At 69.9% G+C, this 15,023-nt stretch carries 11 protein-coding genes and 1 tRNA gene; 4 read left to right on the top strand and 8 right to left on the bottom strand.

Going from position 1 to position 15,023, the window contains the following annotated elements:
* Window positions 1-63 precede the first annotated feature (63 nt).
* The 7 genes from ACW9PK_RS02825 to ACW9PK_RS02855 form a co-directional block, all read right to left on the bottom strand.
* Window positions 64-1,971, bottom strand: coding sequence for an FMN-binding glutamate synthase family protein (locus ACW9PK_RS02825; protein ID WP_457016403.1), 1,908 nt, complete (start codon window positions 1,969-1,971; stop codon window positions 64-66).
* A gap of 125 nt (window positions 1,972-2,096) precedes the next feature.
* Window positions 2,097-2,378: an HPr family phosphocarrier protein gene (locus tag ACW9PK_RS02830; protein WP_035963817.1), complete on the bottom strand. Its 282-nt coding sequence runs from the start codon at window positions 2,376-2,378 to the stop codon at window positions 2,097-2,099.
* A 47-nt stretch (window positions 2,379-2,425) separates the two neighbouring features.
* On the bottom strand, window positions 2,426-4,159 hold the full coding sequence (gene ptsP, locus ACW9PK_RS02835; RefSeq protein ID WP_064847220.1) for a phosphoenolpyruvate--protein phosphotransferase: 1,734 nt from the start codon (window positions 4,157-4,159) through the stop codon (window positions 2,426-2,428).
* Window positions 4,160-4,165: 6 nt separating this feature from the next.
* On the bottom strand, window positions 4,166-6,394 hold the full coding sequence (locus tag ACW9PK_RS02840; protein ID WP_457016404.1) for a PTS fructose transporter subunit IIABC: 2,229 nt from the start codon (window positions 6,392-6,394) through the stop codon (window positions 4,166-4,168).
* Between the two features lie 34 nt (window positions 6,395-6,428).
* Window positions 6,429-7,475, bottom strand: a complete 1,047-nt coding sequence (locus tag ACW9PK_RS02845) for a 1-phosphofructokinase family hexose kinase (RefSeq protein ID WP_457016405.1) — start codon at window positions 7,473-7,475, stop codon at window positions 6,429-6,431.
* Window positions 7,472-8,263 (bottom strand): DeoR/GlpR family DNA-binding transcription regulator, encoded by a 792-nt coding sequence (locus tag ACW9PK_RS02850; protein ID WP_035963819.1) that lies wholly within the window; start codon window positions 8,261-8,263, stop codon window positions 7,472-7,474. The genes ACW9PK_RS02845 and ACW9PK_RS02850 overlap by 4 nt, the downstream gene beginning before the upstream one ends.
* Window positions 8,264-8,345: 82 nt before the next feature.
* Entirely contained in the window at window positions 8,346-9,620 is a 1,275-nt protein-coding gene (locus ACW9PK_RS02855) for an Nramp family divalent metal transporter (RefSeq protein ID WP_457016406.1), read from the bottom strand.
* 186 nt (window positions 9,621-9,806) lie between these two features.
* Here ACW9PK_RS02855 and ACW9PK_RS02860 point away from each other — a divergent pair, with 186 nt between their 5' ends.
* From ACW9PK_RS02860 to ACW9PK_RS02870, 3 genes are all read left to right on the top strand, one after another.
* Window positions 9,807-11,552, top strand: a complete 1,746-nt coding sequence (locus tag ACW9PK_RS02860) for an ABC transporter ATP-binding protein (protein WP_457016407.1) — start codon at window positions 9,807-9,809, stop codon at window positions 11,550-11,552.
* A complete protein-coding gene (locus ACW9PK_RS02865) occupies window positions 11,549-13,468 on the top strand; it encodes an ABC transporter ATP-binding protein (RefSeq protein ID WP_144998635.1) in 1,920 nt (639 codons plus the stop codon). Before ACW9PK_RS02860 ends, ACW9PK_RS02865 begins: the two co-directional genes overlap by 4 nt.
* A gap of 78 nt (window positions 13,469-13,546) precedes the next feature.
* Window positions 13,547-14,149, top strand: a complete 603-nt coding sequence (locus tag ACW9PK_RS02870; protein WP_240918952.1) for a TIGR03085 family metal-binding protein — start codon at window positions 13,547-13,549, stop codon at window positions 14,147-14,149.
* 105 nt (window positions 14,150-14,254) lie between these two features.
* On the opposite strand, the gene ACW9PK_RS02875 is transcribed toward ACW9PK_RS02870, so the two are convergent.
* Window positions 14,255-14,740: a ferritin gene (locus tag ACW9PK_RS02875; protein ID WP_167318787.1), complete on the bottom strand. Its 486-nt coding sequence runs from the start codon at window positions 14,738-14,740 to the stop codon at window positions 14,255-14,257.
* Between the two features lie 173 nt (window positions 14,741-14,913).
* Between ACW9PK_RS02875 and ACW9PK_RS02880 the strand changes: the two genes are divergently transcribed.
* Window positions 14,914-14,987 (top strand) — tRNA-Thr (locus ACW9PK_RS02880).
* Window positions 14,988-15,023: the final 36 nt, after the last annotated feature.

Raw genomic sequence — 15,023 nt, forward strand, 5'->3', positions numbered from 1 at the left:
GCACTGACGACGTGAGGCGGTGCCGCGCTGTCGCGGCACCGCCTCACATGGTATCCCTCGGGCTCAGGCGAGCCCGGGGTTGCGGGTGCGTGAGTCGTCGGAGGGGTCCACGTGATCGGAGTCCGGGGACGGGTCGCTCGTCGTGTGCTGGGCACCGGCCGCGTTGCCAGGCTGCCCCTCGGGACGCCGGCTCGTGCCCGCGGTGGACTGCCCGGGGTTCGCCTCGGAGGCCTGCCCCGCGGACGGCCCGCTCGTGCGCGGCGTGGCGGACTCGGTACCGCGCTCGCCGCCGCGGGCACCGGACAGCGCCGGCTCGCGATCGTCCGCCGGCATGACGTCGCCGGGTTCCAGCGGGCTGCGGCCCTTGAACACGTACTTGCCCGGGTGACCCGGGGTGAACTTGTCCGGATCGGCGTAATCCCAGTCCTCACCCCAACCGCCTTCGACGCCCTCGAACAGCTCGCCCGGCGTGAGCCAGCGGTAGAGGGTCTCGTACGAGATGCTCTGGGTGGCCGTGACCTTGCGGCGCAGCATCTGACGCGTGAGCTCCTCGGGGTGCTCGCAGCCCATGGTGGAGATGATCTGGCCCGCTTCCTCCACGGTCAGGCGGTGGTAACGCTCCACGCGGTCACCCTTGTCCTCGATGTCGAGGGCCTTGTAGAGCTTGGGGTTCTGCGTGGTCACGCCCACGGGGCACTTGTTGGTGTGGCACGCCTGGGCCTGGATGCAGCCCACGGCCATCATCATGGCGCGCGCGCTCATGCAGAAGTCAGCACCCTGGATGATGTGGCGCACGATGTCGTGGCCCGAGGTGATCTTCCCGGCGGCGCCGATCTTGATCCGGTCCCGCAGTCCCGCACCCACGAGCGCGTTGTGCACCAGGATCAGACCCTCCACGAGCGGGGTGCCCACGTGGTCCTGGTACTCGAGCGGTGCGGCACCGGTGCCGCCCTCGGAACCGTCCACGATGATGAAGTCCGGGGTGACTTTCTCCTCGATCATGGCCTTGCAGATGGCCAGGAACTCCACGCGCGAGCCCACGCACAGCTTGAAGCCGATCGGCTTGCCGTTGGACAGTTCCCGCAGGTGGGCCACGAACTGGATCAGACCGCGCGGCGTGGTGAACGCCGAGTGGCTGGCCGGGGAGATGCAGGTCTGGCCCACGGGGACCATGCGCGCCTCCGCGATCTCCTCGGTCACCTTGGAGCCCGGCAGCACGCCGCCCAGGCCCGGCTTGGCGCCCTGGGAGAGCTTGATGTTGATGGCCTTGACCTGCGGCAGGTTGGACTTCTTGCGGAAGGCCTCCGGGTCGAAGTTGCCGTTCTCGTCACGCGTGCCGAAGTACCCGGAACCGAACTCCCACATGATGTCGGCGTCGTGGGCGAGGTGGTACTTGGTCAGCCCGCCCTCACCGGTCTCCTGCGCGAACCCGCCCATGGCCGCGCCCTTGTTCATGGCGAGCACGGCGTTCTTGGACAGGGAGCCGAAGCTCATGGAGGAGATGTTCAGCAGCGAGGCGTCGTACGGCTGCTTGCAGTCCGGCCCGCCCAGGCGCACGCGGTGCTCGCTCTCCGGGGCCGCCTTGGGCGCCACGGACTGGACGAAGTACTCGTAGCCCGGTTCGTTCACGTTGAGCTCGGTGCCGAAGGCCTTGTCGCCCTTGAAGCCCTTGGCCCGCGAGTACACGAGCGAGCGCTGGTCACGGTTGAACGGCTTGCCGTCGTAGTTGCGCTCGATGAAGTACTGCTGGATCTCGGGGCGGATCTTCTCCATGAAGAACCGCGCGTGCCCGAGCACGGGGAAGTTGCGCAGGATCGAGTGCCTGCGCTGCGTCGCATCGCGGATGCCCACGAGCAACAGCAGGAAGAGGATGACTGCGAGGATCCACCATCCCCAGGGACCGAAGACCGCTGCGAGAACCGTGGCAATCGTGGCCACGACCAGACCGGTCAGAATGAGAAACCGCACCATGCGATTCACCGTACTCCTCGCCCTGGGCCCCGACCCCGGTCACCGGAATGCGACGATCACCCCCCCGGGAAAGCACCGACGCCGGGTGCCCACACAGGGGCGCCCGGCGTCGGCGGTGGTGAGGATCACTCGGCGTCGAGGTCCGTCTCGATGATCGAGGCGAGGTGCTCGAGGGCTTCCTCGGCGCCGTCGCCGTCGGCCGCGAGGACCACCTTGTCCCCGTGGGCCGCGCCCAGGGACATCAGGGACAGCACAGAGGACGCGTCCATGCCCTCCTCGGCGTCCTCGCCCTCGGCGCGGATGGTGATCTCCAGGTTCTCGTACTCGCCGGCGGCCTCCGCGAAGATCGCGGCGGGCCGGGCGTGCAGCCCCACACGGGAGGCCACGGTGGCAATGCGTTCTGACATGTCAGCTCCTTGCTGGGTCGGTTCGGGTGACGCTGGTTCGGGCGGGGTCACAGCCCCAGTTCGTGCAGCACGGGCAACTGTGCCCGCACGGCTTCCTTGGCCTCGCGCGCGCTCGTGGCGGACACGGCGAGTGCGGCCAGCCGCTCGGCCTGGGCGGTGTCCACGCGGGCGAGCACGGCGGCGACGGCGGCGAGCGAGCGCGCGCTCATGGACAGGGTGTCCACCCCGAGCCCCACGAGCACCACGGCGAGCGCGGGGTCCGCGGCGGCCTCGCCGCACACGCCCACGTTCTTGTGTTCACCGGACGCGTCAGACGCCGCTCGCGCACCCGCCGCGGTGCGCTCGATCATGCGCAGCACGGCCGGTTGCCACGGGGAGTTCAACTCGGCGAGTGCACCCAGCATGCGGTCCGCGGCCATCGTGTACTGGGTGAGGTCGTTGGTCCCGAGCGACACGAAGTCCACGCGCTCGAGGATCTGCTCGGCGGTGATGGCCGCGGCGGGTGTCTCGACCATGACGCCGGTGACCTGCAGCCCCTCGGCGCTCGCGAGTTCGTGGAACCGGGCGGCCTCCTCCGCGGTGGCGATCATGGGTGCCATGACCCACACGTGCGCACCGGTCTCCCGGGCCGCCGCCGCGATCGCCTCGAGCTGGCGCTGCAGCACGCCCGGGGTGGTCCAGTCGGTGCGGTAGCCGCGCACACCGAGCGCGGGATTGGGCTCGGTGGTGTCCGTGAGGAAGGGCAGGGGCTTGTCCGCCCCGGCGTCGAGCGTACGCACGACCACCTTCTTGCCCTCGAACGCCGCGAAGATCTCGGCGTACGCCTGGGTCTGTTCGGCCACGGTGGGTTCGCTGTCCCGGCCCAGGAAGCAGAACTCGGTGCGCAACAACCCCACGCCCTCGGCGCCGGCCTCGGCAGCCGCGCGGGCGTCGTCGCCGGTGCCCACGTTGGCGAGCAGCGGGACCTCGGTGCCGTCCGCGAGCGCGCCCCGGCCGTCGAAGGACGCGAGTTGCGCGGCCGCGCGCTGCCACGCGGTCACTGCCTCGCGTTCGTGCTCTGCCGGTGCCGCGACAACGGCGCCCTCGGCACCGTCCACGAACACGGGCGTCCCCGCGGGGACCTCGAGGATCCCCTCGACGGCCACGGCGGCCGGCAGCCCGAGGTTGCGCGCGAGGATCGCCGTGTGGGACTGGGGTCCGCCGGAGGCTGTCACCAGCGCCACGACGACGTCCGGATCCAGCACCGCGGTGTCCGCCGGTGCGAGGTCCTCGGCCGCGAGCACGAACGGCTCCTTGCGCTGGGGCACACCCGGGGCGTCTTCCCCGCGCAGTCGGGCGACGATGCGCGCGCGGACGTCCTCGATGTCCGCGGCACGTTCGGCCATGTAGCCGCCCATGGCCCGCATCTGGTCCGCGTACGCCGTGGCAGCCTGCCACAGCGCCCGCTCGGGGCTGAGCTGCTGATCGGTCACGAGCTTGCCCGCGTTCTTGATCAGGGCCTTGTCCCCCGCCATGAGGGACGTGGCCTTGAGTACCTCCGCCGCGGATTCCGAGCGCGCCCGAGCGGCCCTTTCCTTGAGCTCGGCCTTGACCTCGAGCGCCGCTGCCTTGAGGCGGTCGATCGCGGCCTCGGCGTCCCCGGTGAGCGGCTCACCCTCGGGCGGCTCGCTCACGGCGGGTGCCATGTGCACCACGGGGGCGATCACACGCCCGGGGCTGACCCCCACACCGCGCAGTTCCACGCGCTGCTGTGCGGCACCGGTCACGTCGTTGTCAGTCATGATGTCTCACACTTCCACGGTTTGTTGTGTCTGCGGAACCCCGGGGACCTCGCCCACGTGCTTCTTCACGTTGCCAATGCGCTTGAACAGGGTGACCAGCACGGCGGTGACCACGGTGCCCACCAGGATGGCGGCCACGAAGCCCCAGCGTCCGTCCACGACCGGCAGGATCCAGATCCCACCGTGCGGGGCCGCCGAGGTCACGCCCCACGCCATCGTCAGGGCACCGGTGATCACGCCACCGGCCATCGAGGCGGGGATCACGCGCAGCGGATCGGCCGCGGCGAACGGGATGGCACCCTCGGAGATGAAGGACGCGCCGAGCAGCCACGAGGTCTTGCCGTTCTCACGCTCCGCGGCGCTGAAGTACTTGCGGCCCAGCACGGTGGAGGCGAGCGCCATCCCGAGCGGGGGCACCATGCCCGCGGCGATCACGGTGGCCATGATCTCCTGCGGCGCCGTGTTGGTCACGGTCGCGGCACCCAGTCCGGCCACGGCGAAGGAATAGGCCACCTTGTTGATGGGACCGCCCAGGTCCGAGCACATCATCAGACCAAGCACGGCACCCAGGGCCACGGCCGAGGCACCGCTCATCCCGGCGAGCAGGCTCGTGAGCCACGTCATGAACGCGGCGATGGGCCCGCCGATCAGCAGGAACAGCAACCCGCCGGCGAACAGCGTGGCGAGCAGCGGGATGATGACCACGGGCATGAGTGATCCGAGCCAGCGGGGCAGTCGGGGCAGCGTCAGCCAGTACGCGCAGATGCCGGCCAGCAGACCGCCCACGATGCCGCCGATGAACCCGGCGCCCATGAAGTTGGCCACGAGACCGGCCGCGAAGCCGGGGGCGATGCCCGGACGGTCCGCGAGCCCGTAGGCGATGTAGCCCGCGAGCGCGGGGACCAACAGGCTGATCGCCAGGTTGCCGGTCTTGAACAGCACGGCACCCAGGTACATGGCCAGGGACACGTCCCCCAGGTTGCCCAGGGTGGTGGTGGCCAGGATGTCGTCGGCCTGCTGGGCCACGAGCACCGGGTCCGCGATCATGAACGCGATCGCCATGAGCAGACCGCCCGCGGCCACGAACGGGATCATGTAGCTGACACCCGTCATCACGGCCTTGCGGATCCGCGTGCCCCACCCCTCGCTGCCGGTCACGGCGGCGGAGATCTCACCGCCGTCGCCCGTGACCTTGGGCGCCTGGGGATCGTCCGCGGCCTCGAGGGCCTCCTGGATCATCTCGCGGGGTTCGTCGATCCCGCGCTTGACCGCGGACGCGATGTACGGCAGACCCGCGAACCGCGAGCGCTCCCGCACGTCCACGTCGGTCGCGAAGATCACGGCCTCCGCCTGACCGATCACGGCCGGGTCCAGACGCGTGGCGCCCGAGGAGCCCTGGGTCTCGACCTGCAGGTCCACCCCCATTTCCTGGGCGGTGTTGGCCAGGGCGTCCGCGGCCATGTAGGTATGGGCGATGCCGGTGGGGCACGCCGTGACGGCCACGAGCCTGCGCGGACCCCGGGCGCCCGCGTCATCGGGCGCCGTCGACGTCGCGGATTCGGTCAGCGGCGCGTGCGTTCCGGTGGGTGCCTGCGTCCCGGCGTTCGACGCCGCGGTCGCACCGCTCGCACCAGCTACGGCTGCGCCGGCAGCGGCACCGCCGGTTCCCGTGGCAGCGGACCCGTCGGCACCGGTCGCGGCGGGACCGGTCGCGGCGGAGGATCCCGCGGCCGCGGTTCCGGTCGCCGCGGTGGGTGCCGCAGCGGCGTCGTCCGGCTGCGGAGCGAGACCGAGGGCCGTGTCCACGATGTCCACGACCTCCTCCGGCGACTGCGCTGCGCGCAGGGACGCCACGAAGGGCTTCTTCATGAGGGAACGTGCGAGCTTGGACAGCAGCTTGAGGTGCTCCTGGTCCGCGCCGGCCGGTGCGGCGATGAAGAAGACGATGTCCGCCGGTCCGTCCTTGGCCCCGAAGTCCACGGCGGGGGCGAGCCGCGCCATGACCAGCGTGGCCTGCGTGACGGCCTCGGACCGGCAGTGCGGGATGCCGATCCCGCCCGGGATCCCGGTGGCGTTCTTGGCCTCCCGGGCCAGGGCGTCCGCGGCGAGGGAATCCGCGGTGCTCGCGCGGCCCTCCCGGTGGACGGTGGCCGCGAGTGCACGGATCACACTCTCCGTGGATTCGCCCAGGTCCCGGTCCAACAGGACCAGGCCGGGATTGATCAGATCTGACATGTCGGTGCTCCTTGGCTACGGGGCGGTGGGTGGATCAGGTCCGGGGTTGCGTCTCGCGGGGCGCGGCCGGGGTCGGTGGGTTCGGCGTCGGGACGTCCGGTGTCGCGGCGCTTTGCCGTGCGGACGTCAGCTGCGTGACCCGCACGGCGTCGGGCGTGGTCTGCGCGACCGTGGGCATCTGCGTCCCGGGCAGGGCGGCGGCGGCGGAGCCGTGGGCCACGGCCCGGCGCAGGCGTTCGGCCGGCGCCTCCCCGCGCTGGGCGGCCACGAGGTACCCGGTCAGGGCGCTGTCGCCAGCGCCCACGGTCGAGCGCACCGTGACGGGTTCGTGCACGGCGTGCCACGCGCCCTCGGGCGTCACGAGCACGGCACCGCTGCCGCCCAGAGTGCACAGCACGGCCCCCACGCCGCGGGCCACGAGCTCCCGCCCGGCGTCCGCTGCGGCGCACGGATCGGCCTCGAGCGCATCGCCGTCGGTGCGGCCCAGCAGCTCCGCGAGTTCGTGGCCGTTGGGTTTGATCACGTCCGGCAGGACGGTGACACCCGGGGCGAGAGCCGCGCGCAGCACGTCCCCGGAGGTGTCCAGCGCGAACGACGGCGCGGCCGCACCGAGCGCGCCGCTCACGCGGGCGGCCAGCACGGCGTAGATGTCCGGGGCGGGCCCGGGCGGCACGGACCCCGCGAACACGAGCCACTGCGCACCCGCGCCGCGGGAGACGATCCGTTCCACGATCCGGTCCACGGTGTGCTCGTCCAGCGGGGGGCCGGGCTCGTTGATCTTGGTCGTGGTCCCGTCCGGTTCGGTCACGGTGATGTTGGATCGCACGGGCGCACCGATGGACACGCTGTCGTAGCGCACCCCCGCGGCGTCGAGCGCGGTGAACAGCGGATCGGTGCCGTCCCCCGGGACCACGGCCACAGTCTCCACACCGCTCGCGGCCAGCGCGCGCGAGATGTTCACACCCTTGCCCCCGGGGTCCTGGCGGGTGTCGCTCGCGCGCTGCACGCGACCGCGGGCCAGCGGGCCGGGCAGGTCCACGGTGCGGTCCACGGAGGGGTTGAGGGTCACGGTGATGATCATGCGAGAACCACTTCCACGTCGGCGTCTTCGAGGGCTTGGGCCAGCTCCCCCACGGGAGCGCGGTCGGTGATGAAGGTGTCGATCTGTTCGAGCGAGCAGAAGCGCGTGAGGGTCTCCTGGTCCTGCTTGCTCGCGTCGCACAGGACGACGACGCGGCGCGCGGCCTGCACGATCGTCGCCTTGACCACGGCCTCGATGGGGTCCGGGGTGGACAGCCCAAAGGAGGCGTGGGCGCCGTTGCAGCCCACGAACGCGAGGTCCGGGCGCAACTGGTCGTAGTGCTGGGCGGCCCGCGAGCCGGTGGCCGCCCACGTGAGTTTGCGGATCCGCCCACCCACGAGCTCGAGCCCCACACCCTCGGCGTCCGCGAGTTTCGCCGCGATGTGCAGGGCGTGGGTAATGATCAGCTGTTCCTGCCCGCCGGGCAGGTGGTTGTCCCGGGCCAGCAACAGGTCCGCGAGCGCCTCGACCGTGGTGCCGGCATCCAGGACCACGGCACCGGCCTCGGCATGTTCGAGTACCTCGAGGGCCTTGCGGGCGATGGCCCGTTTCTCATCGGCCGCGAGGCGCGATCGGGAGTCCATCCCCTGTTCCCCGCTCGTGGACTGGTCCACGGACACGGCACCGCCGTGCACACGGCGCAGGTTCCCCTGGGACTCGAGCACGGCGAGATCCCGGCGGATCGTCTCCATGGTCACACCGAACCGTTTCGCCAGTTCCGCACCGTTGACACGGCGCTCGTGGCTCACGGTGCGTGTGATCTCCTCGTGGCGTTCTGCAGCGAACATCTTCACCTCACGGACCGGGGTGTCGGCGGTGAAACCCCTGAGTGATGTGAGCTTATGTCTGTTTATGTGGTTTTGCTAGCCCCTAACCCACATTTCCCATGCTCATGACGAGCAGGACCACGTTCAGCACCACCACGATCGCGGCGCTCACCCACCCGATGGCCGCGAGCACCGGGCCGTTGCGGAAGCGGCCCATGAGGGAGGCCCTGCCCGTGGCGCGCACCAGGGGGATGAGCGCGAACGCGATCCCGAAGCTCAGCACCACTTGACTCCCGACCAAGGCTGCAGTGGGTTCCGCGCCGAGCGCCAGGATCACGACGGCGGGGATCACCGTGATCAGCCGCCGCGCGAGCAGCGGGATGCGCCACCGCAACAGACCCGCCGTAACCACGTCCCCCGCGTAGGCACCCACTGCGGTGGAGGCGAGCCCGGAGGCCAGCAATCCCAGGGAGAAGACGACCCCCACGGTGGGCCCGAGCGCGTCGGAGATCGCGTGCTGCGCACCCTCGATCGTGTCCGTGCCCTCCATGCCGTAGAGGTTCCTGGCCGCGAGCAGGAGCATCCCTATGTTCACCGCACCGGCCACCACGAGTGCCAGCACCACGTCCACGCGGGTCGCGCGTAGGAGTTGGGAGACGCGCTCGGGGGCGTGACCCATGCCGTGACGGTCCCGACTCAGTGCGGAGTGGATGTAGATCGCGTGGGGCATCACGGTGGCACCCAGCATCCCCGCCGCGATCACCAGGGACTCGAAGCCCTCCAGCCGCGGTACCAGACCGTCGAGCACACCCCGCGGATCGGGCGGGCCCACCACGAGTCCCCCGAGAAACCCCACCGTGATGATCCCGAGCATCCCCAGGATCACGGTCTCGAACACGCGCTGACCGCGGTGGTTCTGGAGCGCGAGCACGAGCATGGACAGCGCGGCCACGATCACCCCGCCCAGGGGCAACGGGATGCCGAACAGCAACCACAATGCGAGCGCCCCGCCGATCACCTCGGCGACGTCCGTGGCGATCGCCATGAGCTGGGCCTGGGCCCAGTAGAGCACCCGGGTACCGGGCGGCAGCGAACCGCCTAGGACCTGCGGCAGGGACAGCCCCGTCACGATCCCGAGCTTGGCGGAGAGGTACTGGATGACCATGGCCATGAGGTTGGCGAGCACGAGCACCCATACGAGCAGGTAGCCATGCCCCGCACCCGCGCTCACGTTCGCGGCCACGTTACCGGGGTCCACGTACGCGATCGCGGCCACGAACGCCGGCCCGAGTGCGGCGATGGTCCCGTGCGACGACGCCCGCGCCGTCGTACCCCCCGCACCGGTCGCGTCCTGCGGCGCTGGATTGCCCGACGTCATGGTGGCCTCCTGCTCATGTCCACCGTCCCGCGCACCGTGTGGCACGGCAAGTTTCGGTGCACCGAAACTTTAGCGCGTGACGCCCGGATAGCCCGGGGTGCCCCGGTCCGTTCAGCGTGTCCCGGCCCGCGCGTATATTGGGCGCGTATTCGGCTCCCTCCGTGCTCGACGTCAGGATCGACCGTCATGCTGCTGAGTTTGTTACGCACTTTCACGCGCCCCTACGTCCCATGGGTCGTGGGCGTTCTCGTGTTCCAACTGGCGGCCACGATCGCCACGCTCTACCTCCCGAGCCTCAATGCCCGGATCATCGACAACGGTGTGGCCCGCGGGGACACCGACTACATCTGGCGCGCCGGCGCCGTGATGCTGGCCGTGGCGTTCGCCCAGGTGATCGCTGCCGTCGTGGCCGTGTGGTGCGGTGCCCGCACGGCGATCGGTGTGGGCCGGGACCTGCGCCGGGACGTCTACCGCCGGGTCGGGCAGTTCAGCGCGCGCGAGGTCGGGACGTTCGGGGCGCCGTCGCTGATCACGCGCACCATCAACGACGTCCAGCAGATCCAGATGCTCACCCTCATGGGCCTGAACTTCATGGTCATGGCGCCCATCATGTGCGTGGGCGGGATCGTCATGGCCCTGCGGGAGGACCCGGGGCTGTCGTGGCTCGTGTGGGTGTCCATCCCTGTAATGGGGGTGCTGCTGGGCCTCGTGGTCTCCCGGTTGATGCCGTGGTTCCGGATCATGCAGGAACGCATCGACGGGATCAACGGGGTGCTGCGCGAACAGATCACGGGGATCCGGGTGATCCGCGCCTTCGTCAAGGAGCCGTTCGAGACCGCGCGTTTTCGCAGCGCGAACCAGGACCTCACGGACATCTCCCTGCGCATCGGGGCGCTGTTCGTGCTGATGTTCCCCGTGATCAACATGGTCATGCACCTGGCCACCGCGGCCGTGCTGTGGTTCGGCGGCCACCGCGTGGACCAGGGCCAGATCCAGGTCGGGGCGCTGACCGCCTTCCTGCAGTACATGCTACAGATCCTCATGGCCGTGATGCTGGCCACGTTCATGTTCATGATGGTCCCGCGCGCGGTCGTGTGCGCCGAGCGGATCGGGGAGGTGCTCGACACCCGCCCCACCATGCACCCGCCGCAGCGACCGGCCGTAGCACCGCGCCCGGTGGGCCACGTCCGGTTCGAGGACGTCACGTTCCAGTACCCCGGCGCGGAGGACCCCGTGCTGTCCGGGATCGACTTCGCGGCGGAACCGGGACGCACCGTGGCCGTGGTCGGGGCCACGGGTTCCGGGAAAAGCACACTTATTAGCCTGATCCCCCGCTTGCTCGATCCCGTGACCGGCCGTGTGCTGCTGGACGGGGTGGATCTGCGCGACTACGCCCCGGACGACCTCGCGGGCCGGGTGGGCCTGGTCCCGCAGCGGCCGTTCCTGTTCTCCGGGACCGTGGCGTCCAACCTGCGCTTCGGCCGCGCGGACGCCACCGACGACGAGTTGTGGGAGGCCCTGCGCGTGGCCCAGGCGGACGACTTCGTCCGCGAGATGCCCGAGGGTCTGGACGCCCCCGTGTCCCAGGGTGGGACCAACGTGTCCGGGGGTCAGCGCCAGCGGCTCAGCATCGCCCGCGCCCTCGTGGCCCGCCCCCGGGTCTACGTCTTCGACGACTCGTTCTCCGCACTCGACGTCGCCACGGACGCCCGGTTGCGCGCCGCCCTGCGCCCCGTGACCCGGGACGCCACCGTAATCACGGTGGCCCAGCGCGTCTCCACCATCACGGACGCGGACCTCATCCTGGTCCTCGAGCACGGCCGGATCATCGCGCGCGGCACCCACGAGGAGCTCGTGGCCGCGAGCGAGACCTACCGGGAGATCGTCACGTCACAGCTCTCGGCCGAACAGACCACGGGAGGCGAACGGTGAGCGAGACACAGGAACCGGCCCGGAAGCCGCAGCGCTTCTGGGCCTCAGCCGGGCGACTCGTGAAGCTCATGGCCCCGCACAAGGCGGCGCTCGCCGTCGTCGTCGCGGCCGTCGTGCTGTCCGTGGTGCTCACGGTGTGGGCCCCGCGCGTGCTGGGACGCGCCATGGACGTGATCTTCGCCGGCGTCGTCGGCAGATCCCTGCCAGCGGGCGCGAGCCAGCAACAGGTCGAGGCCGGGCTGCGTGCGCAGGGCCAGGACACGCTCGCGGACATGATGTCCGCCATGACGCTCGTCCCGGGACAGGGCGTGGACTTCACCCGACTAGGCACCCTCATCCTCGTGGTGCTCGGCATGTACACCGTGGCCTCGGTGCTCATGTGGTTGCAGGGCTACGTGCTCAACCGCGTGGTCATGCGGGTCGTGTACGACCTGCGCGAGGAGATCGAGCGCAAGGTCAACGCCCTGCCCCTGAGCTACTTCGACGCGCGCCAGCGCGGGGACGTGATGTCCCGCGTGACCAACGACGTGGACAACATCCAGACGGCGCTGCAACAGACCTTCGCGCAGCTCGTGCAGAACGTGCTGACCGTGCTCGGCATCATGGTCATGATGTTCATCGTCTCGTGGCAATTGGCGCTCGTCGCGCTCGTGGCTCTGCCGTTGTCCGCCGTGGCGGCGGGGGTCATCGGCACCCGCTCCCAGCGGTTGTTCAAACAGCAGTGGCACGCCACGGGTCAGCTCAACGGGCACATCGAGGAATCCTTCTCGGGCCACGAGCTCGTGCACGCGTACGGCCGACAGCGTCAGATGCAGCAGCAGTTCGACGAGCGCAACGAGGAACTGTACCGGGCGGCGTTCGGGGCGCAGTTCATGTCCGGGACGATCATGCCGGTCATGCAGTTCATCTCGTACCTGTCCTACGTGGGCATCGCCGTGCTGGGCGGGCTGCGCGTGGCCACGGGCCAGCTGACCCTGGGGGATGCCACCGCATTCATCCAGTACTCCCGGGAATTCACCCAGCCGCTGTCCCAGGTCGCGGGCATGGCCACCCAGTTGCAGTCCGGCATCGCCTCCGCGGAACGCACCTTCGAACTGCTCGACGCCCCCGAACAGGAACCGGAGACGCCCACCGCCCACCTGCCGGGCACGCTGCGCGGTGAGGTGCGCTTCGACCACGTGAACTTCTCCTACGACAAGGCCGCCCTGGCCCGGGGTGCCGAGCCCCTGATCGAGGACATGTGCCTGCACGTGGCTCCGGGGCGCACCGTGGCGATCGTCGGACCCACGGGCGCCGGGAAGACCACGCTCGTGAACCTCATCCTGCGCTTCTACGAGATCGACGCGGGCCGGATCAGCTTGGACGGGATCGACATCCGGGACCTCTCCCGCCACGAACTGCGTTCACAGGTGGGCATGGTGCTCCAGGACGCGTGGTTGTTCAGCGGCACCATCCGGGAGAACATCCGCTACGGCCGTCAGGACGCCACGGACGAGGAGGTACTGGCCGCTGCGCGCGCCACGTACGTGGACCGTTTCGCGCGCGCCCTGCCGGACGGGTACGACACCGTGATCTCCGAGGACGGCTCCTCGGTCTCGGCCGGTGAGAAGCAGCTGATCACGATCGCCCGGGCGTTCCTGGCGCAACCGTCCCTGCTCATCCTGGACGAGGCGACCTCCGCGGTGGACACCCGCACGGAGCTGCTCGTGCAGAAGGCCATGGCCGCGCTGCGGGAGCGCCGCACGTCCTTCGTGATCGCCCACCGGCTCTCCACCATCCGGGACGCGGACACGATCATCGTCATGGAGTCGGGGCGGATCGTGGAGCAGGGTTCCCACGACGAGCTGATCGAGGCGGACGGGGCCTACGCCAACCTCTACAGGGCGCAGTTCAACGCGGCGGACCCCGCCTCGTGAGCGCGCGCGGCGGTGGCAATCACCGCGGCGCCCGTCTACCGTGGACGTGACGGTCCACCCCACAGAATGGATGTTCACGTGACCAACTTCGCCAATGTCGAACGTCGTCATCTTGCCGCGCTGCTGCGCCGTGTGGGGCCGGACGCCCCCACCCTGTGCGAAGACTGGGACGCCCGGGACCTCGCGATCCACCTGATCATCCGTGATTCCCGTCCGGACGCGGTCGCCGGGATGCTCTCCCCCAAGCTGCCCGTGCTCGGGCGCCACGCCAAGTCGGTGGACGCCGACTACCGGGAGATGCCGTGGGAGAAGCTCGTGGACCTCGTGGAGCGCCCCCCGCTCTTCTCCCCGGGTCGCTGGTCCCCGATCGACAAGCGGATGAACACCGGGGAGTTCTTCATCCACCACGAGGACGTCCGCCGCGCGCAGCCTCAGTGGCACGCCCGGCAGTTGCTCAACGACGAGCAGAAAGACCTGTGGAACGTGCTCAAGCTCATGGGCCCGGCACTGCTGCGCAAGAAGTCCGAGTCCGTGGTGCTGCTCGCGGGCGGTTTCGGTGCGGTGCGCGGCGGCAAGAAGTCCGCCCGGCGCGTGGAACTCGTGCGCGGTGAACCGTCCGAGCTGCTCTTGTGGGCCTTTGGCCGCGAGGAGCAGGCGGACGTGGAGAGCACCCAGGAGTAGTACCCGCCATGCAGGAAGAACCGGCCCCGCTCAAGCGGGGCCGGTTCTTCCGTGTTCTTCCGTGTTCGGGCGTTTTCGGGGTCGCCCGGACCGGGCAAGGTGCGTTCAGTCGGCCCGGACTGGCCGGGAACCCAGTTCGGAGTCCAGGCGCAACAGGCCAGGCCCGTCGTTGTGGACCAGGCGCACCTGGTCGCAGATCTCCTCCACGGTGGCCTCCTCCTCGATCTGCTCGCTGATGAACCAGTGCAGCAGGGGCATGGCATCGATATCGCCTTCTTCCTGCGCCAGCCGGTACAGGTTGCGGATCGATTCGGATACCTTGCGCTCGTGCGCGAGCGCGGCCTCGAAGCACCCCAGGACGGATTTGTCGGCGATGTTCGGACCGGCCATATCCCCGATCTGCGGATCACCGCCGCGGTCCACGATGTGGTCGATGAACTTCTCGGCGTGCGTGATCTCCTCGGCCGCCTGGGCGCGGAACCACTGCGAGAAACCGGGCAGACTCGCCACGTCCATCTCAATGGACAACTGGCGGTAGACCACGGTCGCCTGCAGCTCCATGGTGATCTGGTCGTTGAACGCTTCTGCCATTCTTCTCTTGATTTCCATGACCCCATCGAAGCAGTTTTTCTCCGGCATGGGTAGGTAGCACGCCACCGCATGACGGGTCCCGCCGCCCCGGCCGGTTCCCGCGCGCCGGGTGCCCGCCCTCGGCGCGTCGTCCAGTACCATGGAGCGGTCCCGTGATCGCACTGGGCAGCAGTGCCTCCTTAGCTCAGATGGCCAGAGCATCTGTCTTGTAAACAGAGGGTCGCCGGTTCGAATCCGGCAGGGGGCTCCGAACCCGGGCACGGCGCCGTCGTCCCCGCGTGAC

The organism is Kocuria sp. MNB10 (assembly GCF_054073685.1).